Source organism: Thermoanaerobacterium xylanolyticum LX-11 (assembly GCF_000189775.2).
Lineage (GTDB): Bacteria > Bacillota > Thermoanaerobacteria > Thermoanaerobacterales > Thermoanaerobacteraceae > Thermoanaerobacterium > Thermoanaerobacterium thermosulfurigenes.
This window is the reverse complement of sequence record NC_015555.1, coordinates 821,706-846,930: the sequence shown is the minus strand read 5'-3', so window position 1 is coordinate 846,930 and position 25,225 is coordinate 821,706. Positions and strand designations below refer to the sequence as shown.

24 protein-coding genes are annotated in these 25,225 nt (G+C 34.2%); 3 read left to right on the top strand and 21 right to left on the bottom strand.

The window, feature by feature from the left end:
• Window positions 1–65: 65 nt before the first annotated feature.
• The 7 genes from THEXY_RS04125 to THEXY_RS04095 all read right to left on the bottom strand — a co-directional run bounded on the left by THEXY_RS04125 (window position 66) and on the right by THEXY_RS04095 (window position 7,587).
• Entirely contained in the window at window positions 66–569 is a 504-nt protein-coding gene (locus THEXY_RS04125) for a PTS sugar transporter subunit IIB (RefSeq protein ID WP_013787587.1), read from the bottom strand.
• A 79-nt stretch (window positions 570–648) separates the two neighbouring features.
• Entirely contained in the window at window positions 649–1,533 is an 885-nt protein-coding gene (locus tag THEXY_RS04120; RefSeq protein ID WP_013787586.1) for a PTS system mannose/fructose/sorbose family transporter subunit IID, read from the bottom strand.
• A 14-nt stretch (window positions 1,534–1,547) separates the two neighbouring features.
• Window positions 1,548–2,327 (bottom strand): PTS mannose/fructose/sorbose/N-acetylgalactosamine transporter subunit IIC, encoded by a 780-nt coding sequence (locus THEXY_RS04115; RefSeq protein WP_013787585.1) that lies wholly within the window; start codon window positions 2,325–2,327, stop codon window positions 1,548–1,550.
• 80 nt (window positions 2,328–2,407) lie between these two features.
• Entirely contained in the window at window positions 2,408–2,944 is a 537-nt protein-coding gene (locus THEXY_RS04110) for a PTS sugar transporter subunit IIA (RefSeq protein WP_013787584.1), read from the bottom strand.
• Between the two features lie 34 nt (window positions 2,945–2,978).
• A complete protein-coding gene (locus THEXY_RS04105; protein WP_013787583.1) occupies window positions 2,979–5,633 on the bottom strand; it encodes a sigma-54-dependent transcriptional regulator in 2,655 nt (884 codons plus the stop codon).
• A 222-nt stretch (window positions 5,634–5,855) separates the two neighbouring features.
• On the bottom strand, window positions 5,856–6,803 hold the full coding sequence (locus THEXY_RS04100) for a phosphoglycerate dehydrogenase (RefSeq protein ID WP_013787582.1): 948 nt from the start codon (window positions 6,801–6,803) through the stop codon (window positions 5,856–5,858).
• 235 nt (window positions 6,804–7,038) lie between these two features.
• A complete protein-coding gene (locus THEXY_RS04095; RefSeq protein ID WP_013787581.1) occupies window positions 7,039–7,587 on the bottom strand; it encodes a rubrerythrin family protein in 549 nt (182 codons plus the stop codon).
• A 124-nt stretch (window positions 7,588–7,711) separates the two neighbouring features.
• On the opposite strand from THEXY_RS04095, the gene THEXY_RS04090 reads away from it, so the two are divergent.
• Complete coding sequence (locus THEXY_RS04090; protein WP_013787580.1) at window positions 7,712–8,017, top strand: hypothetical protein; 306 nt, start codon at window positions 7,712–7,714, stop codon at window positions 8,015–8,017.
• Here THEXY_RS04090 and THEXY_RS04085 read toward each other — a convergent pair.
• The 7 genes from THEXY_RS04085 to THEXY_RS04060 all read right to left on the bottom strand — a co-directional run bounded on the left by THEXY_RS04085 (window position 8,004) and on the right by THEXY_RS04060 (window position 12,156).
• On the bottom strand, window positions 8,004–8,369 hold the full coding sequence (locus THEXY_RS04085) for an ATP-binding protein (RefSeq protein ID WP_013787579.1): 366 nt from the start codon (window positions 8,367–8,369) through the stop codon (window positions 8,004–8,006). The genes THEXY_RS04090 and THEXY_RS04085 overlap by 14 nt on opposite strands.
• Before the next feature lie 169 nt (window positions 8,370–8,538).
• Window positions 8,539–9,030: a hypothetical protein gene (locus THEXY_RS04080; RefSeq protein WP_013787578.1), complete on the bottom strand. Its 492-nt coding sequence runs from the start codon at window positions 9,028–9,030 to the stop codon at window positions 8,539–8,541.
• Window positions 9,031–9,118: 88 nt separating this feature from the next.
• Window positions 9,119–9,271, bottom strand: a complete 153-nt coding sequence (locus THEXY_RS12750) for a hypothetical protein (RefSeq protein WP_013787577.1) — start codon at window positions 9,269–9,271, stop codon at window positions 9,119–9,121.
• 124 nt (window positions 9,272–9,395) lie between these two features.
• On the bottom strand, window positions 9,396–9,722 hold the full coding sequence (locus THEXY_RS12745; RefSeq protein WP_013787576.1) for a hypothetical protein: 327 nt from the start codon (window positions 9,720–9,722) through the stop codon (window positions 9,396–9,398).
• Between the two features lie 79 nt (window positions 9,723–9,801).
• A complete protein-coding gene (locus THEXY_RS04070; protein WP_013787575.1) occupies window positions 9,802–10,542 on the bottom strand; it encodes a hypothetical protein in 741 nt (246 codons plus the stop codon).
• A 78-nt stretch (window positions 10,543–10,620) separates the two neighbouring features.
• On the bottom strand, window positions 10,621–11,145 hold the full coding sequence (locus tag THEXY_RS04065; RefSeq protein ID WP_013787574.1) for a hypothetical protein: 525 nt from the start codon (window positions 11,143–11,145) through the stop codon (window positions 10,621–10,623).
• A gap of 66 nt (window positions 11,146–11,211) precedes the next feature.
• The gene (locus THEXY_RS04060; protein WP_013787573.1) at window positions 11,212–12,156 is read right to left on the bottom strand and encodes a YCF48-related protein; all 945 of its coding nucleotides are present in this window, start codon (window positions 12,154–12,156) and stop codon (window positions 11,212–11,214) included.
• 190 nt (window positions 12,157–12,346) lie between these two features.
• On the opposite strand from THEXY_RS04060, the gene THEXY_RS04055 reads away from it, so the two are divergent.
• The gene (locus THEXY_RS04055) at window positions 12,347–13,240 is read left to right on the top strand and encodes a radical SAM protein (protein WP_013787572.1); all 894 of its coding nucleotides are present in this window, start codon (window positions 12,347–12,349) and stop codon (window positions 13,238–13,240) included.
• Here THEXY_RS04055 and THEXY_RS04050 read toward each other — a convergent pair.
• Window positions 13,223–14,083, bottom strand: coding sequence for an RluA family pseudouridine synthase (locus tag THEXY_RS04050; RefSeq protein ID WP_013787571.1), 861 nt, complete (start codon window positions 14,081–14,083; stop codon window positions 13,223–13,225). The genes THEXY_RS04055 and THEXY_RS04050 overlap by 18 nt on opposite strands.
• An 18-nt stretch (window positions 14,084–14,101) precedes the next feature.
• A complete protein-coding gene (locus THEXY_RS04045; RefSeq protein WP_013787570.1) occupies window positions 14,102–14,308 on the bottom strand; it encodes a YgiT-type zinc finger protein in 207 nt (68 codons plus the stop codon).
• Window positions 14,309–14,498: 190 nt separating this feature from the next.
• Here THEXY_RS04045 and THEXY_RS12895 point away from each other — a divergent pair, with 190 nt between their 5' ends.
• Window positions 14,499–14,630 (top strand): hypothetical protein, encoded by a 132-nt coding sequence (locus tag THEXY_RS12895; protein ID WP_013787569.1) that lies wholly within the window; start codon window positions 14,499–14,501, stop codon window positions 14,628–14,630.
• A gap of 40 nt (window positions 14,631–14,670) precedes the next feature.
• On the opposite strand, the gene THEXY_RS04040 is transcribed toward THEXY_RS12895, so the two are convergent.
• The 5 genes from THEXY_RS04040 to THEXY_RS04020 form a co-directional block, all read right to left on the bottom strand.
• Complete coding sequence (locus THEXY_RS04040) at window positions 14,671–15,783, bottom strand: aminopeptidase (RefSeq protein ID WP_013787568.1); 1,113 nt, start codon at window positions 15,781–15,783, stop codon at window positions 14,671–14,673.
• A 64-nt stretch (window positions 15,784–15,847) separates the two neighbouring features.
• Window positions 15,848–19,069, bottom strand: coding sequence for a UvrD-helicase domain-containing protein (locus tag THEXY_RS04035; protein WP_013787567.1), 3,222 nt, complete (start codon window positions 19,067–19,069; stop codon window positions 15,848–15,850).
• Window positions 19,059–22,169, bottom strand: a complete 3,111-nt coding sequence (locus THEXY_RS04030) for a PD-(D/E)XK nuclease family protein (RefSeq protein WP_013787566.1) — start codon at window positions 22,167–22,169, stop codon at window positions 19,059–19,061. The genes THEXY_RS04035 and THEXY_RS04030 overlap by 11 nt, the downstream gene beginning before the upstream one ends.
• Before the next feature lie 134 nt (window positions 22,170–22,303).
• A complete protein-coding gene (cimA, locus tag THEXY_RS04025; protein ID WP_013787565.1) occupies window positions 22,304–23,863 on the bottom strand; it encodes a citramalate synthase in 1,560 nt (519 codons plus the stop codon).
• A gap of 286 nt (window positions 23,864–24,149) precedes the next feature.
• Entirely contained in the window at window positions 24,150–25,166 is a 1,017-nt protein-coding gene (locus THEXY_RS04020) for an alpha-hydroxy-acid oxidizing protein (protein WP_013787564.1), read from the bottom strand.
• Window positions 25,167–25,225: the final 59 nt, after the last annotated feature.

Below are 25,225 nucleotides of genomic sequence, written 5' to 3'. Positions count from 1 at the left end.
TTGTTGATTACAGTATATACCTAAATGCTTTTCATTGCAATAGTAGATTGCTGGAAAAAACAAAATTATCTTTTAATGTTAAAGACGCCAAGTGCTGCATCAAGTCCAACTCTCTTGCTTTCAGGTACTGTCTGGAAAAATATTTCCACACCATAATTTTCTTCAAGTTTTAAAAGTGATTCCGTCTCTTCTTTGTTAAGACTTACAGTCGGTATTATGAATTTCCTGTCGACGCTTTTTGCTATACCGCCAATGTTTAGCTTCTTTATAGGCAGTCCTTTTTCAATGGTGTCTTTGACTGTTTTTATATTTTTAAACAATAATATAACTTTAAATCCGTCGTAATGATCTTTTTCCCACAATTTTATTGAATCATCGACGGTCAATATCTTCAATGTAATATTAGCAGTAGATGCAGACATGATGTAAATATTTTTCATGAATTCATCCTTTGCTAATTGGTCATCAATGACGAATATTGAGTTGCAATTATACCCTTTTACCCATTTTGTCATAACTTGACCATGTATAAGTCTATCATCTATTCTGGCAAAAATGATTTCTCCCATAATGATCATCCTTTCTCATTATTTAAAATAGAGGTTTAGCTAAATCACCTTTAAAGGCAATTAAGCTAAACCATGAATATTATAAAAGTCCTGTAAAGCCTAAAACCGCAAATATGACTATTAGCCACAAAAGCACTTTCACTATTTTTAAACCTTTTCTTGAGAAATACCAGTATACAAGCATAACTGTCAGTAGTGGTAACAACCCAGGTAATACTTTGTCTAAAATATCTTGTAAGACGAATTGTTTTCCTGACAAAGTCCATTTTAACGATGTATTTACTGTCACATAAGAAGCCGCCAAAATTCCCATCATAAAAGTACCTAAAACAGATAATCCATCAATGATTTTTCTAATTCTTGCACCGCTTACAATTTCAACGACTGCAGAACGTCCAAGCCTGTATCCCAATTCAGTAAAATAATATCCATATGTGAATGTCAGTGCAACAAACAATATCCAAGGAAGAAGAGCTCCCAATGCACTGCCAGCTTTTGCCCACGGTAGGAATATGCCTATCAAAATATACTGCACCGTACCTGAATCTATTGCGTCGCCTATGCCCGCCAAAGGTCCCATCAATCCAACTTTCGTACTATTTATGATCTCTGGATCAACTGCTTCATCGATTTTGCCTTCATTTAGCTTTTTAGCCCTTTCCTCCTCCAATGATGCCGTTATTCCAAGTATTGTGCCACCGCCCCATACTGCTTGCGTATTGTAAAACAAAAGATGCCTTTTATACGCTTCTTTAAGATCCTCATTCTTTTTGTATATTTTCCTTAAAATAGGCATTAACCCAAACAAAAGTGAGGGTGCCAACATTCTATCAAATGTATGAGGTATTTCATTGGCGTACCACCATCTAAACCATCCTAAAAGCAAATCTTTTCTTGTGATTTTTTTGCTGCTGTCATCAATTTCTGACGAATTTACACTGTTCTTCGCTTTTACATCTTCCATGCCACTTACCTCCTTCAAATTTGTTGGCTATCTGCTTCTTTGCTTGTAAACATAACGTAGAGATATGCCATTATTCCTCCTAAGACAGCGTACGTTACAGTATTTACATTTAATGATTTTAGTATGACAGCCATAAAGTATGCTAAGAGGAAAAATACGACAAATTTTCTCTTGCCTATGACTGTTAGTGTCAATGCAATTCCTAACGCAGGTAGTCCTCCTCCTATCACCGTCAAAACATGGAATAGCTTGCCGGCTGTGACTGTTTTTATCAACGCTGCTATCAATGGAGTTCCTTTGTAAAGCGCTATAAATATAGCTGGGAAGAACAACACAAGACTCACTAAAATAGGCAAAACAATTATTGTCAATGTCAAGCCTCTATCGTTTAATTCTTCCGCATACTTATCCGTAAGTCGTAATACAAACGTATTCAAAAGGAATCTGAATGAATACAAGTATGACCCTAATAGTCCTACAGGCACTGCGATTGCAATTGCTGCTGATGGATCAAGATGTGCCATAACCGCAACCGGAACTGCTATAGAAGCCGCAACTGCTGGCTCACTTGGCAATGTTCCACCAGGTGCGATTAACCCCATGTAGATTAACTGTATGGCAGCAGTGACTACCATTGCTTCCGGTACATTGTGCATGACGATACCTACTACAAGACCTGTCATCAAAGGCGTGAAGCGAAGCATCAATGTTGAATAACCAAGAGCACGTGCCTCGACTATAGCCACCCATAAAGCAATGATTGCAGCTTGTGATGCACTAATACTTACATGCATATAAAGTCCTCCTTTTTTTATTAAGTTTTTATATATAAAGATAACTCTTTAAAGAGCCATCTTTATTGCAGTGTATAAATTTACTTGTTGAGTATTTCTTTATTCATGTTTCTAATCCCTTCAATTCCCGACTTATAACACATATCAGCTAATGTATCAACATCATAGCTATGCCTTGACGATAATGCTTCAATAAGCATAGGTAAATTTACTCCTGTCAAATAATTAAAGGTCAATTCCTTTAAGTTAGCTGATGTCACATTAAAAGGACTTCCCCCAAACATATCTGTCAAGACCAACACACCTTCTCCTTCATCAAGATCAATGATGCCTTGCCTTACTTTATCTTTTAGTTTTAAAACATCATCACCTTCATTTAATCCCAAACACATAACTTTTTCTTGTTTTCCCAATATTAACTCAGCACTTTTTAATAATTCCTTACCAAACTCACCGTGTGTTACAACCAATATCCCTATCAAGATCATCATCCTTTCAAAATGCGATGTTTTATCTTTCATAAATTCTATAATGCAAAAATCATGCCATGAAAATGACCTATCTGCAAATGAATGTCTCTTAGGAGAAAAAAACATCATTTTCAAAATGTGTGCCATGAAAACACTTCTTCATGTAAATGTTTTTATTCAATTAAATGTGTGTCATGTTCCTAAGTTCAAGTGTGTCAATATATGTGTCAATCATCTCAGCCACATATGCATACTCACTATCTGGAATCTCTATTCCAAAGAGATTCTCCACAGCCTCAAAATGCTTCTTTATCAATTGAAATGAACCATTTTTGCGGCTTTTTATCACATCTAAATCGTTATTTGGCAAATAATCCTTTCTAATACCCCTCTCTATCAAACAAGCACAGTGAAATAAAAATTTTATCCAAATCTCGTCCTCTACTTTTTTATCCTTCTCATTGAGAATATCATTTAAAATTCCTTTTAATACAGGATAAACCTTATCAGGATTTAAAAAATTCAATGCCTGGGCTAAAAGGTCTTTTAAATTTTTCTCGTAAAACGAAATATTGTTGGTACCAGATGTAATATTGCTTGCGTCGCCATCACCACTTAACAATGGATGCAAAGATATTATCTCATCTACAAGCTTGTCTATATCCATATCTGGAGTCAAAGCCTTTCTTGTAGCTTCAAGCACTAATGGAGTACTGACCATTTCAATAGTCCTGGTTTTTATACCGGTTTTTTCGGTAATAATGTCAGAAAAAGTCCTAAGAAGCCCCATATCTACAAGAATCAGTACACCTTTACCTTGATCAATCTCTTTTATCATATTGATAGCTTTATTAAGAGTCACCTCCGGTTTTTCTTCCAACGGCATATCCAAAGCCTTTACATGATCAGTGCCAAGAAGTCTATTGGTTACTTCCGCAATACTGCTGGCAGTGCTATTTCCATGTGCCATAACTAATATACCAATCTTGCTGCTATTCTTTCCATACTGCAACGCCTGCAAAAACATCGCTATAAAAGCTGTCTCATCTTCAGGAATGTCCATATTCAATTTTTCTTCAAGCCTCTCTTTTATGACATTTGCAGCACTATAAGCGGATTTATAACTTCTTGCTATACTTTCTCTATCAGGATGCGAAATGGCAATTCCTACTTTAAGCCTCTCAACCATTGTTTTTATGTGAAATGACAATAGATAAATTGCTTTCTGAGTTATTACTCCATCAAAGCTTTCACGAACGGCATTAAAAGCATATTCCACAGCAGTCAATATATACGGATCAACAAACTTAAACAAAACACTTCTGTTTACGCCGTCAGTATTCTGTTCTATTGGATATAGATAATTTTTATAGTACAATTGTATTTGATTTTCTATGTTTTCCCTTATGTGCTCTGATGGCATCCCTTGTCTGTTAAATTTTTCCCAGTTATCCATTATGAAGTCATACAAATCATCATCTGCACTGTAGGAACTTTTTAGAAAATTAATGTTCAATTTATCTTTTACGCCTACGGTGTTTTTGCTAAATACTATATCTCCATTATTGCTTATTTCCTTGAATACAATCTCATCCCTCAAATTGTGAATTTTCAAAAGGCCTTCTTTTGCATTTTGCGGTAATGTTGATAACGAGACCTCTACCATCTCTTTTTCCTCAATTATATAATCCAAAAATGCTCTTGCACAAATTAACTTTATATCACTTTTCAATTGTCCAATATTGCCTGGACAATCATAAAGCATTATTGCTTTTAACGCATCATTTTCTAATTTAATAGGTACATTTAGTCTTTCGTATTCCTCATAAAAGAACTGATATATGAATAAAAAGCGCTCAATCAACGTTCTTTTGTCAAGACTTGGCAATTGAATTACCATCGGAATACGCCTTAAGAAAGTGTGAAGCAAAGCCGAATGAGGATTTTCAGTTGTTGCTGCAATAATCAGAACTTTTACACTTCTAACATTTTCAGTCTCACCAAGTCGTCTGTATTTCCCATTGTCAATAAGCGTGAATAGCATTTCCTGCCCTTCCGGTGGCATGCGGTGAATTTCGTCTAAAAACAATATACCGCCATCAGCTTCTTCAATGAGGCCTCTTTTTTCTTTATCTGCTCCAGTAAAAGCACCTTTAATATGTCCGAATAATTGAGACATAAGCAATTGTGGATTTTGAGCATAGTCAGCACAATTAAACACTACAAAAGGAGAATTGCTTTTAAAAACTTTAGCTTCTACGCCAAACTTGTACATCATTTCGGCAAATGTGGACTTCCCAACCCCTGTAGGGCCAATTATCAGCGTATGAAGCCCATTTGGAGGATACAATATGGCTGCTTTTGCTTTTGAAATTTGTTCTTTTAAGCTGCTTTTGGCACCGATGATATTATCAAGTATGCTTTCAGAATATTTATTGTTGATCTTTTTAGCATTAATAAATTTATTGTGATTATTTTGACTAAGTTGAAATGATTCTCGGTTCAGTATTCCTGCGCTTGTTAATGTATTCACAAAATCTTTTCTATCTTCAAAAACAGACTTTGTAAAACGGTAACTGAATTTTTCCTTAAAATACAATCTATCTAAATACAGAACTGGCTTACCTTTTATTTTTATCGCTTTTCCTGATTTTAATAGCTTGTTAAGTTCCCTGCTGGTATTGCTTCTGGAGATGTTTAGTATCTTTCCTATATATAAAGCGTCATATCCTAAAGGACTGTTAAAGTCATTGAAGTTTAAAGATTCCGTCAACTCCTTTAGTTTTTTATAAACTTTATCGCTTCTTTTTATGCTTTCGTTACTTTTGAAATCCATTACCTGTACCAGCTCCTTTTACATTTAATATAAACAGTGCTTTAAAAATAAAATATTAAGAAATCAAATGCGGGATTTTCAAAAATGATATTAAAATTCTAACACCAGTAATAATTTTATTCAATCTGAAATTTTTGCTGATTTCTTTTAAAAAACGCGATTACAGCCATAATTAAGCCAGATAACAAGTTTTTTGCACTTTATCATTTTAAGTTTGGCACATTATGCATATACAAATTTAGGCTCCTTACCTTCTAAGACGCTTTTAAGTCCCTCTACAGCCATCATGTTCATCCTATTTATAGCATCTTCTGTAGATGCACCGCAATGTGGAGAAAGTATCACATTTTCCAGTTTAATCAATTTGCTATTATATGGAGGCTCTATTTCAAATACGTCTAATGCCGCACCAGCCAATCTTTTTTGCTTTAAAGCTTCGTACAAAGCTTCCTCATTTATAAGTTCTCCACGTGAAGTGTTGATTATATATGCAGTGGTTTTAATCATTTCTAGTTCTTCTCTATCTATAAAATGATGCATGCTTTCTGTAAACGGTATGTGAAGTGTTATATAGTCTGAATTTTTTAGTAAAGTCTGCAAGTCAACATATTCCATCCCTATCTCTTTTGCAAATTCATAGTCAGGAAACATGTCATAGCCCAATATTCTCATGTCAAATCCTGTAGCCCTTTTGGCAACACTTTTGCCGATATTTCCCGTGCCGATTATGCCAATGACTTTTCCATATACTTCCCTGCCAATGACTTTATCCCATCTATTATCTCTTACGATTTTATCCATCTTAAATAGTTGCCTGCTAAGTTCCAATATCATCGTAAACACTAAATCAGCAACAGATTCTTTATTAGCACCAGGCGTGTAAGTTATCTTTATGCCTAACTTTTTGGCGTATTCTATATCAATATTATCCAATCCAACACCGTACTTTGTGATAACCTTTAATTTTTTAGCATTCGCCAAAATCTCTCTTGTTATTTTATCTACACCTACGATAATGCCGTCAACATCTTGTATAAGCTTCTTTAATTCATTTTCATCAAATGGTCTTCCTGTATCATTCATTAGAACTTCGTAATCACTAAGCATTTCAATTATATCGCTTTTTTTATGCTGCAAAGATCTTGGAGTTATCAAAATCTTACCTTTCATTGGCTCTCCTCCAATCAATATTGTAATTTAGACGAGACAATCTTCCCCCATATATAATGATGCAAATTTGATGCCAATGTTGCGACGCACAGCAAAATAAACCCTTAGGCTTAATATAAAAAAATGTGTGCAGTAAAACACATTGCAAGAAATTTATTTAGATGTGATTCAAATGTGTGTCAACTAAAATGATTAAGTGTGTGAAATTAAAAGGAAGGTTATAAGCCCTTCCTTCTTAAAAAGACACAAATTTCGTTTTTTCTGCTCCACAGACGGGACACTTCTCAGGTATAGGTCCTACCGTTGTATAACCGCAAACACTGCATATATGTACTTCATTAAATCCTACGTCTTTCCCCATATCTACTGATAGTTTTGCTTCTTTGAAAAGATCAGCGTGGATTTTTTCCGCTTCTCTTGCCCATGTAAATGACTTTAAAGCTTCCTGTTCCTGTTGAAATTCTGCTGTAGCAATATACGTCGCATACATCTCGTTTACTTCAAAAAGCTCTCCGCTTATGGCTTTACCTAAATTGTTAGACGTATTTCCTATACCGAATCCAGCCATTGATGGCACTAAAAAATCTCCTTCAATATCTCTATGTGCTTTAAAATGATTTCCTGCATGAACTTCCTCTGCATACGCTATGGCATTAAAAAGTTTTGATACGTTTTTAAAGCCCTCTTGCATGGCAATTTTACCCCACGATTTGTACCGTTGATATGCCATGCTTTCCCCGCCAAATGCAGAGCGCAGATTAGCTGCCGTCATATTATTTTTCATAAATACACCCTTTCTTTATGAGTTTGTCTATATTTTTTATCAAATTTGTTATTTTATACAATACATCATCATCTGTATGAACGTATATATCATTTTTTTCATAAATTGTATTGGGGGTTATATCATGGTTAATATAAAAAGTATATTAAATATGGCAAAAAAACTATTTAAAAGAAGCAAAGGATACGACAAAATAACATTAAGGTTGTACGGCCTTGATGTGGAGGTAAAAAGGAAGACAAACATAGATGTACCACATGAGGTCACAGTAGTTGTACCCAGAGTGGAGTTTAGAAAAAAAATAAAAGACGGTGAAGAAGACGTAGAAATAATCATGAACAGCATCACTGTGGTTCATTCACCACGCCACAAAGATCTTGGTACATCTTCTCAACCGCCAAACATCCCTAAAAGGATCAACCGTGAATAAGAGCCGGAAGACATCTTACGCAGACTTGCTTTATCTCTCCTTTGTATTTATACGTCAAAATTGGCGCATCATCATCGCTGTTGCCACAATATGAACATCTATCTTTGTCAATGGTAGCCTTGTGCTTCAATGCAGCTTCTTCGTTAAAAGGCATTGCTTCCCTTTCTTCAATAGACAAAGCGCCTGTTGGACACACATTCAAGCATACACCTGCGCCATCGCAAAGCTCTTCGCTTATGACTTTGGCTTTCCCATTCACTAAAACTATTGCGCTTTCAACACATGGTGAAATGCAAAGTCCACATCCATTGCACTTCTCTTCATCGATCTTTACTATCTTCCTTTTGACCATTTGATAACCTCCATTCATTTTTGTCCAATATATACTATACAACAAAAACAGCACAAAATTTGTGATAAATATCACAGATTTCGAAATTAATCTTTTATAGAATGCAATACAGAATCTAAAAAATGCAAATTTATATTGCCGTTAACTATCTTATAAGATTTATAGCTATTTATGTTATTATACCAGTTAAAAAGAATAAATGGTAAGTTTTAGCGGTGTCCACAGCAACATCAATATACTTATCATTGGTCACACTTATTCCGATTCTTTCATCTTTTTTATTGGTATAAAAAACAATATCGTAAGAATAATTGTTTGTACTAGTATATTTGCCATTATATTGCACAAGTTTAAATTGCTTTAAATACGATATCAAGTCATTTATTGTCTTTACATCATTGGTACTTTTTATGATACTGCTTTTATCATTGTCATTATTTTTGGCCAACATAGTCGAAACGATTTTTGAATTGTGGAAGTTACTTAAAACCAGCGAATTAAACGACCCTATTCTAAAGTAGTCTAAGTAAAGATGAATTGCAAGAAGTATACAGAGAAAAAAAGCTACAGTATATCTAATCTTTGGTCTTTTAAATTCTGGATGTTTTGAAGAAACAATCGAATATGTTATCGCTATTGCAAAAATCAATATGATAAGCAACTAAATCGACCCCCTTTAAACCTTTTTAACTATATATTTATGACTAATAGTCTTATTGATTTCTGAGTACTCATTAAGTCTGTAAAAACTATCTTAGCGCATTCTGCCACTCTTTTGGCAATGGATAACTTTTAGTAAATGCTTGACCATGATATACCTGTATTATACCAGCTTCGACAGCGGGCTTTAACGGAACATGCTGTGCAATTATCACAGAACCTGGCGGTATATCTCCAAACATCGGTATTGGACTCCAATATCTACCATCAGGAGGCAAATATAAAAAGACAACACCCTGTAATGTTATATATAAAAATTTATCATTGGCTCCATTGTTTATAGATTTAGGATCGGTTTTGTCTGTTTCAGTGTAGATGCATTTTTTTCCATGCTTTAGGCATTTCCCATGAAGTAAATGAATTTGATTTGGTACCCATATCCTCCCAAACATGTCCGTAAATATCGGAACCTACAACTGGTATTTGTGACATATCAAAAGCTGGGTTTATTTTCAATTGTTTTAAAATTTCTTTTTGTGATATTGGGTTCTCCATATCGACGCTTTGTATATTTTCAGATGATACTACACTGCCATTGCCATCATAAATGCTTGTATGTCTTGTTAACATTTGAGATAACAGTATGCCAACTATCATTCCTGCTACAAATATCATTATACTTTTTACTTTCATACAAGACCCCTCTTTAATGATTTTGAAAATTCTTCACTCAAATACATTGCATATACGAACTTTGTTCTATATAATACGATTAATATATGAAATTAAATATTTTGTTTTTATCCAGTGAAATAACACTGATTGTGTTTTTCCCCCATTGTATCATTGAATTTTGCATTGATATATCTTTCTCTGAAATTTCACCTATTGTATTTATCTTATGAGTTTTTATTTCATAAAGTTTTAAAAAATGACTGCCATTAGGACCATTTATTTCTGCTGACGGCAAAAAAGCAAACTCATCTTCATTATTGGGGTTAAATGAAATTCTCATCATGCTTTCTTTTTTTGATTCATCATACCATAATATACTGCTTTTATTTGTGTCAGTATCGACAATGACACTAATTGGAACGTTTTGAGAAAACTCTAAAATGATGTATTTCCCTGACGGAGAAGCAGTCATATAATTAATGCCATTAAACAAATCGTACTTCAACGCGTATGAAATTAAATCGACAGTCTTTACGACATTATCTTTTACATAACTAAGCTTTATATAACTTTTATCACCATCATGACTTTCTTTTAAATCACCATTTTCAACAAATAAGAATTGATTCACCCAAGCGGATAAGTGATTACCATTGTATGTAATAAGCTGTGGAATATGTTGGTTAATCTGTGTAGCATCCATACTCTCGCTATTATTTTTTACAGTATTTGAAATTTGAGCCTTTTGCAATTTACTACGGTCACCTTCACTCATTTTGTTTCCGCATCCATTTAAAAATATTGTCAAAACCAACAAGCCGATAAAAAATCTTTTCACGTGCACACCCTCCCCAAAATCTTTAACAATATTATACATCTAATTAATCTGTTAAATATTACATAATCTTCTAATCGATTAATCCCTTACCTGTATCTGTCCAACGCCATTCTGCAAATATACGCTCTGATAGTTGAGATTATATTTGTTTGAAAGGTTTTTTATTAATTCTATTGCAGCATTTTTTTCTGTATTTTTAGGATAGTAAAAAATTTGAATATAATTATAATCGTGTAAAACTTGTCCGTCTTTTGATGTTTCATAAATTCGAATAACAGTACTGCCATCACTTGAATTACTTAATTGAGTTTTCATAGACTCTGGAATGTATGTTGAAAAACCTGGCGATAATTTTGAACAATCAAAAAGTTTATAGGAGACTTTGTAATCTATTCCTTCCTCTCTAATTAGTTCTTGTTTGGTAGGTGACATTTTATTCAAATTTTTAAGATTGTCTAAATTTGTTTGTGATGCAGTGTCAGTACTTTTACTAATTATCTTGTAAGGTTTATTTGAATTTACATTATTGTTTTTAACATCAGTAATTCCGCATCCATTTAAAAATAAAGTTAAAATCAGTATGCTTGCAAAGATCTTTTTCATGCATATAACCCTCCTACAAAAACCTTTAACAATAGATTTTTTCTAAATCATTTATATTTTCAGGTTTTAATTTACAAATATATGCTTATTTTCATCATACGCGTATATATTTGTTGACCAAGTGTTCCCACCATCATTTGTCACATAAGTCACAGTATGATTTTCAGATTTGCCATCATTTGTTCTATAAAAATCGATATTTAATGTTCCATTTTTATCATCTTTAAATATAGGTACTGAAGCCGACAAGATACAATACTTTTCATAGCCTTGTGGTGTAGGAACTGAAACTTTACTCCACGTATTGCCGCCATCAACTGTTTTATACAAGATTACATCTGCTGATATCGGATTTGATACACCTATCCATCCATTATCTGTACCATAAAATATCATATCAGTTGATGTTCCTACAATTGGTAAACCAGAATAAGGATCTGATGAAGTAACATTGACTTTTTGCCATGTCTTACCTCCATCATTTGTTTTGAGTAAATACTTAATTTGCTGTTCCACTGCGCTATCAGATACAACCAAAAGCCATCCTGTATTTTGCGTTACAAATTGGATTTTCGAAATGCTTTGTGATAACTGCGGCAGTTTATAACTTAGTTTGTTCCACGTTTTGCCTCCGTCTGTTGTCTTAATCACATACAATGTAGTATCACTATTATTTATCCATGAAATCCAACCATTATTAGAGTCCAAAAAATATGGGACAACATTTTCTACATAAACGTCACTATATGCATCTTTTGGAAAAACGTTTATAGGTAAATTTATTTCAGTCCATGAATTACCTCTATCTGTTGACTTGAAAATCTGTAGATTCTCTAATGTTTTATGATTGTTTTTAAAAGACCATTTCCACATAATATCAGATTCATTTGCCTTTGAAAAGCTCTTAGACATTGTAGTATTTGAGCTAATTGTAGTATTCTGTTTTCCACCAATTCCACACCCAGTTAAAAATAAAGCTAAAATTAAAAGGTGAGCTAAAAATCTTTTCATGTGATGATCCTCCCTCACAATTTCTAGCACTATTATACATCTAATTGAACTGTCAAATATTACATAAACATTAAAAATGATTAAGAAAAAATTAAATTTTTATTGGCATCTACATTGCTCAAATACATAATAATTTTTTCATACTTTGTTTATACACTAAATATGTTAAAATACTTATGAGGTGTTTTAAATGATATCACAAGTATGCAATATATGTCCAAGAAATTGTAATGTTGATCGCAGTGCAAAAGTAGGCTTTTGCGGCATGTCAAGTGAAATACATGTGGCAAAAGCATATCTTCATGAATGGGAAGAGCCTTGCATAAGCGGCAGCAGAGGGTCTGGAACAGTATTTTTCACAGGCTGCAATTTAAGATGTGTATTTTGCCAAAACTACAAAATCAGCCAAGGGAATTTTGGAGTAAGTGTTTCACCAGAAAAGCTTGCAGATATTTTTATGAATTTAGAAAAAGCAGGTGCTCACAACATCAATCTTGTGTCTCCTACAATATATGTTCCAAAAATAAAAGAGTCTATTATTATAGCTAGAAATAATGGACTTAGCATACCTATAGTTTACAACTCAAATGCGTATGAAAATGTAGAATCTCTAAAGACTTTAGAAGGGCTCATAGATATATACTTGCCTGATCTAAAATATTACAGTGATGAATCTGCTTTAAAATACTCTAAAGCACCACATTATTTTGAGTACGCTACAAAGGCGATTTTAGAAATGTATCGTCAGGTAGGTAACCCTGTCTTTGATAACGACGGCATAATGAAAAAGGGAATAATTATACGCCATTTAATATTGCCAGGGAAATTAGATGAGACAAAAAAGATACTGAAATGGATAAAGGATAATCTATCTAACGAAGTGTATGTAAGCCTTATGGGACAATATACACCGTATTACAACGCAAATAAATACCAAGAATTAAATAAAAGGATAAGCAATAGAGAATATGAAGAAGCTATAGAATATTTCTTTGAAATAGGTCTGGAAAACGGGTTTGTCCAGGATGATGAAAGTGCATCAGAAAGCTTTATTCCTGATTTTGACTTAGAAGGCATTCTTTAAAACAGCCTTCATATCATCCGGAATTGGCGAATAGAGAGAGATGCACTTTCCAATAAAAGGCTGCCTAAATGTAAGTCTATAAGCGTGAAGTGCCTGCCTTTTTATATAAGAGGTATCCGAACCATATAACGTATCGCCAATTATGGGATGTCCTATATGGCTTAAATGAACTCTTATTTGATGCGTCCTGCCTGTCTTTAATTCTAACTTTACAAGGCTTAACTTTTCGCTTCTTTTTAGTACATAAAAATCTGTCACTGCCGTATCTCCTTCATCATCTACCATTCGCTCAATGGTGCTGCCTGGTTTTCTTTTTATAGGCAAATCTATCGTTCCTCTGCCATCCATATCTCCTTCGACTATTGCAATGTATAATTTTTTCATAGGGCAGACAATTTGAAGATAATTTTGCATAAAAGGATTTTTTGCAAAAATGATTAAGCCAGATGTATCTCTGTCTAGCCTATTGACAGGCCTTATTGGCGCCTTAATGTTATTTTTTTCGTAATACCAAGCAACACCATTTACAAGTGTACCATCAGGATGCCCGGCTGTAGGGTGGACAACTATACCAGCATCTTTATTGACAACCAAAATGTCTTCATCCTCATAGCATATATGTAAATCCATTTTTTCAGGACTTACTGATGTGTTTTCATCATCTAGCAAAAGTTCCACAGTGTCTCCTTCAAAGACAATCCTGTTAACTATTGAAATTTCTCCATTTACAAGCATCTTACCACGATTTTTGTACTTTCTTATTAGAGTTGGAGAAAAACCTTTATTTAGTAAAAACTCTTTCAATGTCAAATAAGCATCTTCTTTATTAACGACTATTTTCATTCCCTTACACCTTAAAGATCACGCTTTAATCAAGCCAAAAAGAGACTTTCTTTCTTCTTTTTTCAGTAATTTATCCAATACTTCTGTGTCATAATATTTAGCACCGCATTTTTGACAAACGTAAGTTGGAACATTTTTATAAACTACCGTCTTTTTCCCCTTCATCAACACATATTCTGCCATCTCTATCTTTACGTCTCCCCCACAGAAGCATCGATTTAGCATTATTGACCTCCTTACATATCTAAGTTCCATACATTATATCGAAAAAACGACAAGAAATTTTAACATTTGATATAAACATTATATCATTATTTGTAGAAACAGGGAATATTTTATACCGTAACAAAAATATTTTTTTATCATAATATGTTATTGTATCTGTTCCCATTTATATAAAAAAGGGGGTATTGTAATGTCTGGAACTGACTGCAAGAAGAAGCCAAAAGACGACTATTACTGGGTATGGATAGTTTTGATAATTGTCATAATATTGCTTTTAGTACCAGGTGTATTTATTCTCGATAAGCAAGAGCCTACAGTATAATATTAAAAAGGCGCGGCTTCATGCCAACGCCTTTTTTAGCTTACAAAACACTTTTAATAAAATGGCCATCTTTATAGAAAAGTTCACCGTCTGCGTATATTTCCCCACCTTGCCTCATGTCGCAAAGCATATCCCAATGGATAGCAGAACGATTTTTCCCACCTGCTTCAGGCATAGAATCACCTAACGCCATATGCACTGTGCCTCCTATTTTCTCATCAAAAAGCATATTCCTTGTAAATTTTTGTATGCCGTAATTGGTGCCTATGGCTACTTCTCCAAAATGTTTTGCACCTTCATCTGTGTCCATCAAAGCGTGCAATAAATCTTCACCTTTTTCTGCCGTAGCTTTTATGACAAGTCCATTCTCCACTTCCAGGTATATAACTTCTATGCTTTTACCCATGTATATTCCTGGGAAGCTGAAAGTGATGTGACCATTGATTTTGTTTTCAACAGGTGATGTAAAAATTTCTCCATCAGGAAAATTCTCTGTACCACTGCAGTTTATCCACTTCCTACCTGACGTATTGACGTATATGTCAGTTCCCTCTGATACTATATGCAATTCTGACTTTTTATTTAGATAATCAATCCATATATCTTGCTCCATGCGTATTTTTTGCCATAATGATATAGGATCATCGCTGTCTAATAAACCTGCGCCATAGACAAAGTCCTCATACTCACTTAGGCTCATTTCAGCTTCTTGTGCATCTGCCTGTGTAGGATATTGTGTACCGCACCACCTTAAAGAACCATTGCCCATTCTTTCAGAGTAAACTTTCCTCCATGAAGACGCTCCTTTTGTCGCCAACTTAAGCTTAGCTGGATCTACATTCGAATTAGCTTTTGTGTTTTTGTTAGCCCACGCAGTAAGCCACACATCGGCTTTTTCAAGAGCAATTCTCTGAATATATTTTTCCATAAGAAGTTGCTCATCGGTAGAGTTTTTTAAAATAATCTCTGACACATCAGGAATGTCAACCAATGTCTCAACATGGGCCCCTGCCTTAACTGCCTCCCTAACTACTTCGCTTATCCATGGTATAGCAATATCTCCTGCTTGAACCAATACAAAATCTCCTCTTTTGACTTTTGTAGAGTAATTCACCAATAGATTTGCAAGCTTTTTTAGCCTTGGGTCTGTCATCTACCCACCCCCCATTAAATAATACTTAACCATATTATTACATATTACAGACGAAAATCCAATACTATCTGCAAATTTTGTTGTATAAACACATACTGCAATATTCCCTTTTTCGGCTGACATATTCTTCAATCCCTTTAGCACCTAATAAAAATGGTGTAGCCTTAAGGATTTTCTCTAATGTTTCCATGATATAAAGATCAGAAATGTCAACTTCAACGTATTTGCCTACATCTAAAAAGTACAAAAAAGCACCTTTCAAAGTTGGAGAAAAACCACTTATAGTTTTTAAACGCCTTAAAACATGCGAATAAACATGAATCTGTGGTGTGTAATGTCTTGCTATTTTCTCCAAATCATCATCGCTATCTATTTTGTTTGTCTTATAGTCAAAAATGTACGATTCAATATTTCCATCATTTTCGTATATATCAATTCTATCAATTACTCCGTTTAAATTTATGTTGTCATCTATAGGCGCCCTAAATTTGTATTCCTTCAATCTTTTTAATAATCTGCCACTTATCTTCTTTCTATGTTTATCTCTAAGCATGTAGTAATTGTCAATATACCTTTTGATGATTTCATCATTTAAATTACTTACATCAATATAGTCATCATCATCTAAAGTTTCAAGTATTTTATGAACAATCGTCCCTCTTTCTAAAGCACTTATTTTGTCATCGCTTTCTGAGTAAATATCATCACTGTTTCCATCTAATTCAACATACTCGTCAGTAAGCGATACAATATATTTGTAATAGTAGAACATAGGACACGTCAGATAATCAATATATGCAGTTACAGAAACGTTGCCTTTAACGTTAAGAGGCATTTTATCTATCAACCCACCAAACTTTATTTTATCTGCATCTTCATTTAATTCTTTTACATAATCAAGTTTGTTCTTTGCATATGATTGTAAACAAGTGCCATCAATGTAGTCTATGTTAGAACAGCCATCTTTAATAGCAAATAGCAACTGTTTCATAAATGAGTTAAGCTTGCTATCTTCGTCAATGTCGTCTATATTATCTTTCATTTGCCCTATAAACGCTAAAAACTTCTTTGCCCTTGTAGAAGCTACATAAAAAAGTCTCCTGCTCTCCATATTTTCCTTTTCAAGATACCTGTCATATTCCTCTTTGTATAAGCTGTTTTCCGATTTATCCAAATCTCCATCATCATTGACGCCTATACAAAAAATGTAACCTTCTTCGCTTAGCATAAATAAAGGAGCCTTTCTCACCGATATGCCATCAGTAGCTTTATCCATGTCAGGTATTATTACAGCATCAAACTCCAGACCTTTTGATGAATGAATAGTCATAATCTTAACGGCATTGCTTTCTTCAGTATCCAAAAAGGCTTCAGAGTCAAGACTTGATGACTCTTTCAAAGCATCTAAATACTCAATCAAATCTTTTGAATCGAGTATGCGTTTCTCTTCAAAGCTTTTGATTATACTCTCTAACTTCTCAACATTTCTGAATTTTTGATACCCATTTGGCAATGAAATCAAAAGTTTTTTATACTCTGTGATTTTTAAAATCATCTTGAATATTTCGTATGGGTTGTATACACCCCTCATCTTCGAAATCTTATCCAAAATGTTGCAAGCTCTTTTTATGACCCATTTATCGTCACCGCACTTCGGAGAAAAATTTTTTAAAGCTTCCAGCGGATCATCTATGCATTGGCCATTGTATATATTCATGAACGCAAATAAATCATCATCGCTAAATCCAAAAATAGGCGATCTTAAAGCTGTAAGAAGCGCAATTTCATCCGATGTGTCAAAAGCCAATTTGTAAACCGAAATGATGTCAATTATCTCCCTTTTATCCCAAAATCCAATCCCACCTATGATGCAATACGGTATGCCGCAATCCGCAAGTGCACCTTCAATGCTTTTAAGACTTGACCTGCTTCTTAAAAGTACAGCAATATCCTTATATTCAAATCCTTCGCCTACAAGCTTTAAAATCCTACCTGCTATAATCTTGCCCTGAAAATCCTTTCTTGAATTAGCCAAAGCTCCGTCTTCCATCAGCAACTCATTAAGCTTTCCTTTATTGTCATCGTCTTTCAAAAGTTGTTTTATCTTTTTATATCTTTCATTCTTTTCATTAACTATATCATCTTTTTTGTAAGTAATGAGTTCTACTTTAGGGCCTTCGTCAGCAAAGCTTTGATACTTCAATTCTTCGTAAGGCTCTATCAAATTTTTAAAGACGTCATTGATTGTTGATATGATGTTTTTTGTGCTTCTGTAGCAATTGCTTAAATTAAGCACTTTTCCATCTGCTTCTATTTTTCTGCAAAACTCATCAAATATCCTAAAATCCGTCCCTCTAAAACCGTATATTGACTGTTTTATATCTCCTACAATAAACAATTTGCCATCTGGAATCTTACCATCTTTCTCAGTAAGCTTTAAAATAATCTCTTTTTGAAGGCGATTCGTATCTTGAAACTCATCTACGAGAATATATCTGTACCTTTCAAAATAATCGTTTCTTATGATATCGTTAGAAAGAAGTTTTAGCGCAATCGTCTCTAAGTCGTTAAAGTCAAGCAAATTCTTGCTTGACTTGAATGCCTTATAATTTTCCTCTATTTTCTCTAAGATTATAAGCGCCAAATTTTCCATGGCCTTTGTTGATTCATCGCTTTCATAAGACAATTTTATGTCTTCAACTGATAGTCCAGCTTCTTTCATGCGGAAATATAAGCTTATTACCTCAGATTGAAACATTTTTCCCGTAAATATCTTTGAAGGATATTTTTTTAATGCAGTTGCTAACATATATTTATTTTTTTCATCGTTTATCACTTCACCTGTCACAATTTCCACCATCTTTTTAACTGCTGTGCTAACCTCCGCCTCATCCATAATAGAAAACGTAGGATCGACTGAGGTTTCGACAAAATTATCTCTTATCATTTTCTCGCAAAAACCGTGAATAGTATCGATGTTGGCAAATATCAGTGAATCTCTAAATACAGTCCATTTTTTGCCATCCTTATCTGATTTGCACAGTGATTCTATTTCTTTTCTTATCCTTTCTTTCATTTCAGCAGCAGCTTTCCGAGTAAATGTTATTGCGACGATATTGTCAATCTTGATATCAGTCACATCATTCAAAAGCTTTATGTACCTTTTAGTCAATACTCTCGTCTTGCCAGAACCAGCACCGGCTTTTAATGCTACGTTTTTACCTATATCAAGAGCTCGTGATTGCTCTTGGCTTAGATCTTCTTCAATCAACACACTACACACCATTTACACCTCTTTTACTTTCACGTTTATCATACCTGCATATTGATACATAAGGACATCTTATATTAGAATCATCGTATGGACATTCTTCAGGCAGATTAAAAGAACCTGTCATCATTTTGCCTACATTTTCAATTCCCTTTTTTTCGATCCAATCCATTATTACATCAAAGCTACTTTTGCTTAATACATCTCTCGGGCCTGCATTTCCCTTAAAAAGATATTTCTTGTATTCATCAAGCATAATCCCATTTCTTTTGATATTTTCTACGCTGTAGTACAGCAATCCTAAACAGGATGGATTTTTGATGCCAAACTCATTTATTAGAATTTCTTCTGCAGCCATGTAATACGTAGGCAATTGAAAATCCAAACCATCTATGCACTGCCTTAGCCCTCCTACTGCCCCTAACTTATAATCGTATATAAGGTATTTCCCCGTCAAATTACCATCTATGCTTCGCTCTAAATCGATTCTATCTATCTTGCCGTAGAACCTGTAACCACCGTAATGACTGTCTATCTCGAATTTCTTTTCAAGCATTAAAGGAATAAGCTCAGCACCAGTCTTCTTGTAATAATTAAGCCTATTTGATATATCATCTACTATAAGCTTAAATATAGTGTCATACATCTCTTTTTTAAACTTTTCAAGTATAATATCATTCTTAATTCCATCTAAATTCTCACAGATTTTATCAATCACATCTTTAAGCCTTTCTTCATTCACATCGTAGAGATCTTTATTTTCACTGTAATATTTCATCAAAATCTCATGGTATGTAGAGCCCATGTTTTTCTTGAATTCAATTGACTCATCTGAAACTTTGATATCCAAAAGCGTCTCCACAAAAAACCTAAAAGGACAAGCAACATAACTGTTTAAGCTTGACGCGCTTAAGTGAATTTCATCAAGTATCTTTAAATTTTCCTCTCTATGTATTTTCCCTGTGTACTCATTTATTTCATTGCTTGTCATTCTTTTTCTCTCTAATGATGATAAATATTTAATATGCTGGTACGTTTTTGTAAGGTTTTCCCTGCCTGACAAAATGTTCAAGTCAACATCATCGCATTTCGAATTTGCCAAAAAATACATTATTTCATCTTCGCTGGATAAATTATTTAGATTATAGGTAAATCTATCTTTCATGTAAACAATAGAAGCAACTATTTTTCCTAATGATATTTCATCAAAAAGACTTTCAATCTCATATACAAATGGTGATTTAATCATTTTATTGCCTTCTTCATCTGTCGTTCTGTACGATATATAAACATCACCTAAAGAAGAAGCGATGCAGGAATTAAATCTTATTTTCTCCCTTTCTATTTCGAAGTTTCGGCTAAAAACATAGAGATGGCTATTTCCCAAATAAGCTTCATCCTGCAAATCAAAAATCGGATTGATAGAAGATGTAGTTGGAAAATCCCCCTCATTTGCACCAAGGATAAACACTGCATCGTATTTCTGACCTCTTGCCAAATCCGGATTTACCACCTTAACACCTTCAATGTCAAGATTTTTAATCATTATATCGCAGTTTACCATCATGTCTAATAAGTCCTCTTGAATAGTCTCAATGTCATCAGAAGAAGTTTCACCATACAGCCTTTTTAATTCCATAACATTCTTTAAAATTTGTTTCATCGCTTCTAACGCTTTTAAACTGTATACAAAATTCCTTCCATCTATAATGCCTGATTCGTACAACGACATTATGTTTGAATCGATTTTAAGCATCTCAATGACATTTAAAATACTATCCAGAAATTCACTTGTATCTTTATACTGCTTTTCCTTGAAATCTACAAGCATATTGATGTATTTTTTTAATCTTTCAAACTCGTCGTCGTTTAATGCAGATAAAAATTCTTCTTCATAATTGCTATGAGATACATCTATCAGTTTTGATGCTTTATTGTATACGTCAATTATTTCATTAGGCATCAGATACTTTGATTTCATTATGCTGTCAAAGCTTTTAAAATCATGATTTATCTTATATGTGATCAAACTGTAAATATCACCGGCAATCATCATTGATATTAATTTCTTGCCATCATTAAACCTTAAAGGAATGCCCATCTCGTCAAAAATATCAATTATGCTTTCTCTGTAGTCATCAATATTTTTCACAAATACAGCAATATTTTCAGGTTTTACTTTCTCAAATACTATCTTCTTCTTTATTATCCTTGCAGCTTCTCTTACTTCATGCTCTATGGAAGGACTATTCAGGATCATAAGAGTGCCGTCTACGCTTTTAATAATCTCTTTCCCTGAATACAAATATTTAGAAACTTTCTCAGCATTGCTGCCATCTATACTTTCTTCCATCATTTCATTTAGCCTAAATCCAATCTCCAATAAATCTTTCACGATGCCGTTTTTTATGAAGATTTCATTGTACTCATTTTTAAATGGAATATTCACGTAAATATCATAATCGCCATTTAAGGCCATCTTCCTCAATAATTGCATATTTACACCGTCTAAATTTATAAAGCCGTCTATTACGACAATTCCTATTCTACTGAAATAATTTGAACTATTTGCATATTGAAAGGCTTTAACTGAAATATCGTCTACATCAATCAATCCATTTTTATTCTTGTACTCCTCATAATCAATGTAAATTTCCGCTAAATTATTCAGCTTTTCTCTTAACACATCTTTTTCTAAGCCATTTGCGATTTTTTTGATATCAGTAGGATTTAACATGTTTCTCTTCGCTGTCTTTATGAAACTTAAAACAGATTTTAAGAATCCTGCTTTGTCTTTCACATTTCTATAATAACCATTGTAATGAGATTTCCGTAAGATATTTCTTAAAATTTCTTTTATCTCATAAGTCGATATTACCGTGTAATCTTTTATAAAATCACCGCACAAAAGCATCGATAGATCTTCAAACACTAATATATCCGTATCAACAATACCACCATTTAATTTAATAAACTTATCTCTTACATCAAACATAGCCTCACGGGAAGGCAATATGTATAAAATCCTTTTCCCATTTCTTATAGCTTCCATAGACTTTCCAATAAGCGTATCTCTAATATTGTTGCAAAAAGGCCCAAAAAATATCTCCTTCAATTTATCAACTCCCACAAACTAAATCACATATTTATTTTATTACATATGCTAAGGCATCTCAAGGTAAAACTGCGTATTAAAAAAGACTGATGCACTATGAACTATTCAGTCATTTGTGCAGCAGTCCCTTTTCATCATTTTTTATTAAGTTTATACTCTATTGAGTCTACAAGCGCTATCCAACTGGCATCTATTATATCTGTAGAAACACCAATGGTGCTCCAAATTTCGTTTCCATCGGATGATTCTATTATTACCCTTACTTTCGCTGCTGTAGCAGAATTAGAGTCTAAAACTCTTACTTTGTAGTCTGTAAGTTTCATCTCCTTGACTTCTGGATAAAACCTCTCTAAAGCCTTTCTGACTGCCTTATCGAGTGCGTTTACAGGTCCGTCGCCTTCTGCAGCGGTTATTTCTTCTTGCCCGTCTACTTCTATTTTTATGAGGGCAGATGAATTTACATCATCAACAGATGGTTCATTGACTATAACTTTAAATTCTATAAGCCTAAATGAAGGTTTATACAGTCCCAAAGTCTTCAATATCAAAAGCTTTAACGAACCTTCAGCACCTTCGTACTTGTATCCCTTAGATTCCATTTCTTTTAGCTTATCTAATATCTCTTTCGTCTTATCAGAATCGCGGTCTATGGTTGGATCTACTTCATTTACTATGCCTATTAAAGCACTTCTGCCAGCAACCTCTGACAATAGAAGCACTCTTTCATTGCCAACAAGCTCTGGATCGATGATTTCATACGACCTTGTGTTTTTGCAAACAGCATCTGAATGCATACCTGCCTTGTGGGCAAATGCGTTTCTCCCTACGTACGGTGCTCTTTCATCTGGTGCAGCATTGGCTATTTCACTTATTCTTCTTGAAAGTACCGTAAGCTCTCTCATCTTGTCGTCTTCAACGCATTTTATTCCTTTTTTAAACTGCAAGTTTGGCAAAATCGTGCACAGATTTGCATTTCCACATCTTTCACCATATCCGTTTATCGTTCCTTGGACTTGTACTGCACCTGCTTCTACAGCCATTATAGAATTGGCGACAGCCATACCATTGTCATTGTGAGCATGTATGCCTATCTCACAATCAAATTTATCTACAACCTTTTTGGTTATGTCATATATCTCTGTAGGAAACATGCCACCTTTTGTATCACAAAGGCAGATACTGTCTGCTCCTGCATCATACGCAACCTGAATTGTTTTCAATGCGTAATCAGGATTTTCTATAAAGCCATCATAAAAATGTTCTGCATCAAATACGACTTTTTTACCCTGCTTTTTCAAGTAATTTATCGTATCATATATCATATTGAGATTTTCATCTAAAGTCGTTCGCAATATCTCGCTAACATGGAAGTCCCATGACTTTCCAAATACTGCCACATATTCTGTCTCCGCCAATAGAAGCGAACTGACATTAGCATCTTTCTCGACAGGTGTGTTCGCCCTTCTGGTGCTGCCAAATGCTATCAACTTGGAATTTTTCAAACTTTTTCTTTTTATAATATCAAAAAACTCCATGTCTTTAGGATTGGAACCTGGATTTCCAGCTTCAATGTAATCTACACCAAAATCGTCTAAAAGCTCAACAATCTTTATTTTGTCTGATACTGTAAAGGAAATCCCCTGTGATTGAGCTCCATCTCTCAATGTAGAATCGTAAATGACAATGTTTTTCACTTCAATATCCCCCTTTGAACATATTCAACTATATCTATATATAAAGATATTTTATCAAATCAAATCATCAAAGTGAATAACTTGTTTAAAAAATTTAAATAAAAAATAGGCGGAAACACCCGCCGTTTAGTCATTTAATCCCTTCCCACTTAAAATTTACTATGTATTTTTCAATTCTTACCTGTCTCGTCTTAGATTGTTTTGGTTGAGAAAAATAAAACTTTTTCTAAATACTCATCAACTTTGGGATTTTTCATATAAAAATCTCATTTCTGTTTTTAATATATCAGCTTGCTTTATACACTTCCGGTACGTTCTTTAAGTCTTTGCATCCAGTGAGAACCATGGCTTGATACAACTCATCAGCAACCTTATTTAGATAAAACTCTATGGCTTCTCTTCCTCCTCCATGTGCAGCAATCATTATAGGTCTTCCTATCAAGACGGCTTTTGCTCCCAATGACAACATCTTTAAGACGTCGATCCCTGTTCTTACGCCGCCGTCCACCAGTACATCAATTTTGTCTCCAACAGCCTTTGCGATGTCCGGTAGAACATCAGCAGTTCCCATAGTGTAATCTAATACTCTTCCTCCGTGGTTTGAAACGACAATTGCCTTTGCACCTGCTTCTGCTGCAATCACTGCCTCTTCTGTCGTCATGATGCCCTTTAATATTAAAGGAAGCTCAATATTTTTAGTTATCGTCTCGATCTCTTTTCTCGATTTTGGTCCTACAAACTGACCGCTTCTTACCATCATAATAAGCCCAGCTCCATCCACATCGACGCCAAACGCTATAGCACCTGCTTCTTTGGCAATTTTCGCCTTCTCTATTATCTCATCTACTGTCCGAGGCTTAGAAAATGGTATACCTAAAACACCTGTTGATTTTATAGCATCAATGCCTGCAGGATACATGTCCATATCATTCGCATCGCCTGACATAAATATCGTTCCTACATTTTTACACGCTTCTGCGACAATCATATCGTATTCACGCTCAGACAAATATCCACCTGCATTTCCCTTAAGTCCTGTCATTGGAGCAACAAAAACAGGCATCTTGACTTCAAAGCCAAGAAAAGATGTGTTTATGTCTGGCTTTAGGACATCGTGAAGCGTCTTCAGCTTGACTTTCCATCTGTCTAATGCCTTTATGTTTTCAATGAATCCATTTCCCGTGCCTGTGCCTCCCATGCCGGGGACTTCACCTGCACATGCAATGCCATCACATCTTTTGCATCCTCTGCAATAGCCCTTCATGTTTTCCCTTGCTTTTTCTCTTATCTCATTCCAATCCATAAAAAGACCTCCAATGCAAAAATTTGTCCACATATATTATACAACTTTTTTAGTTTAAT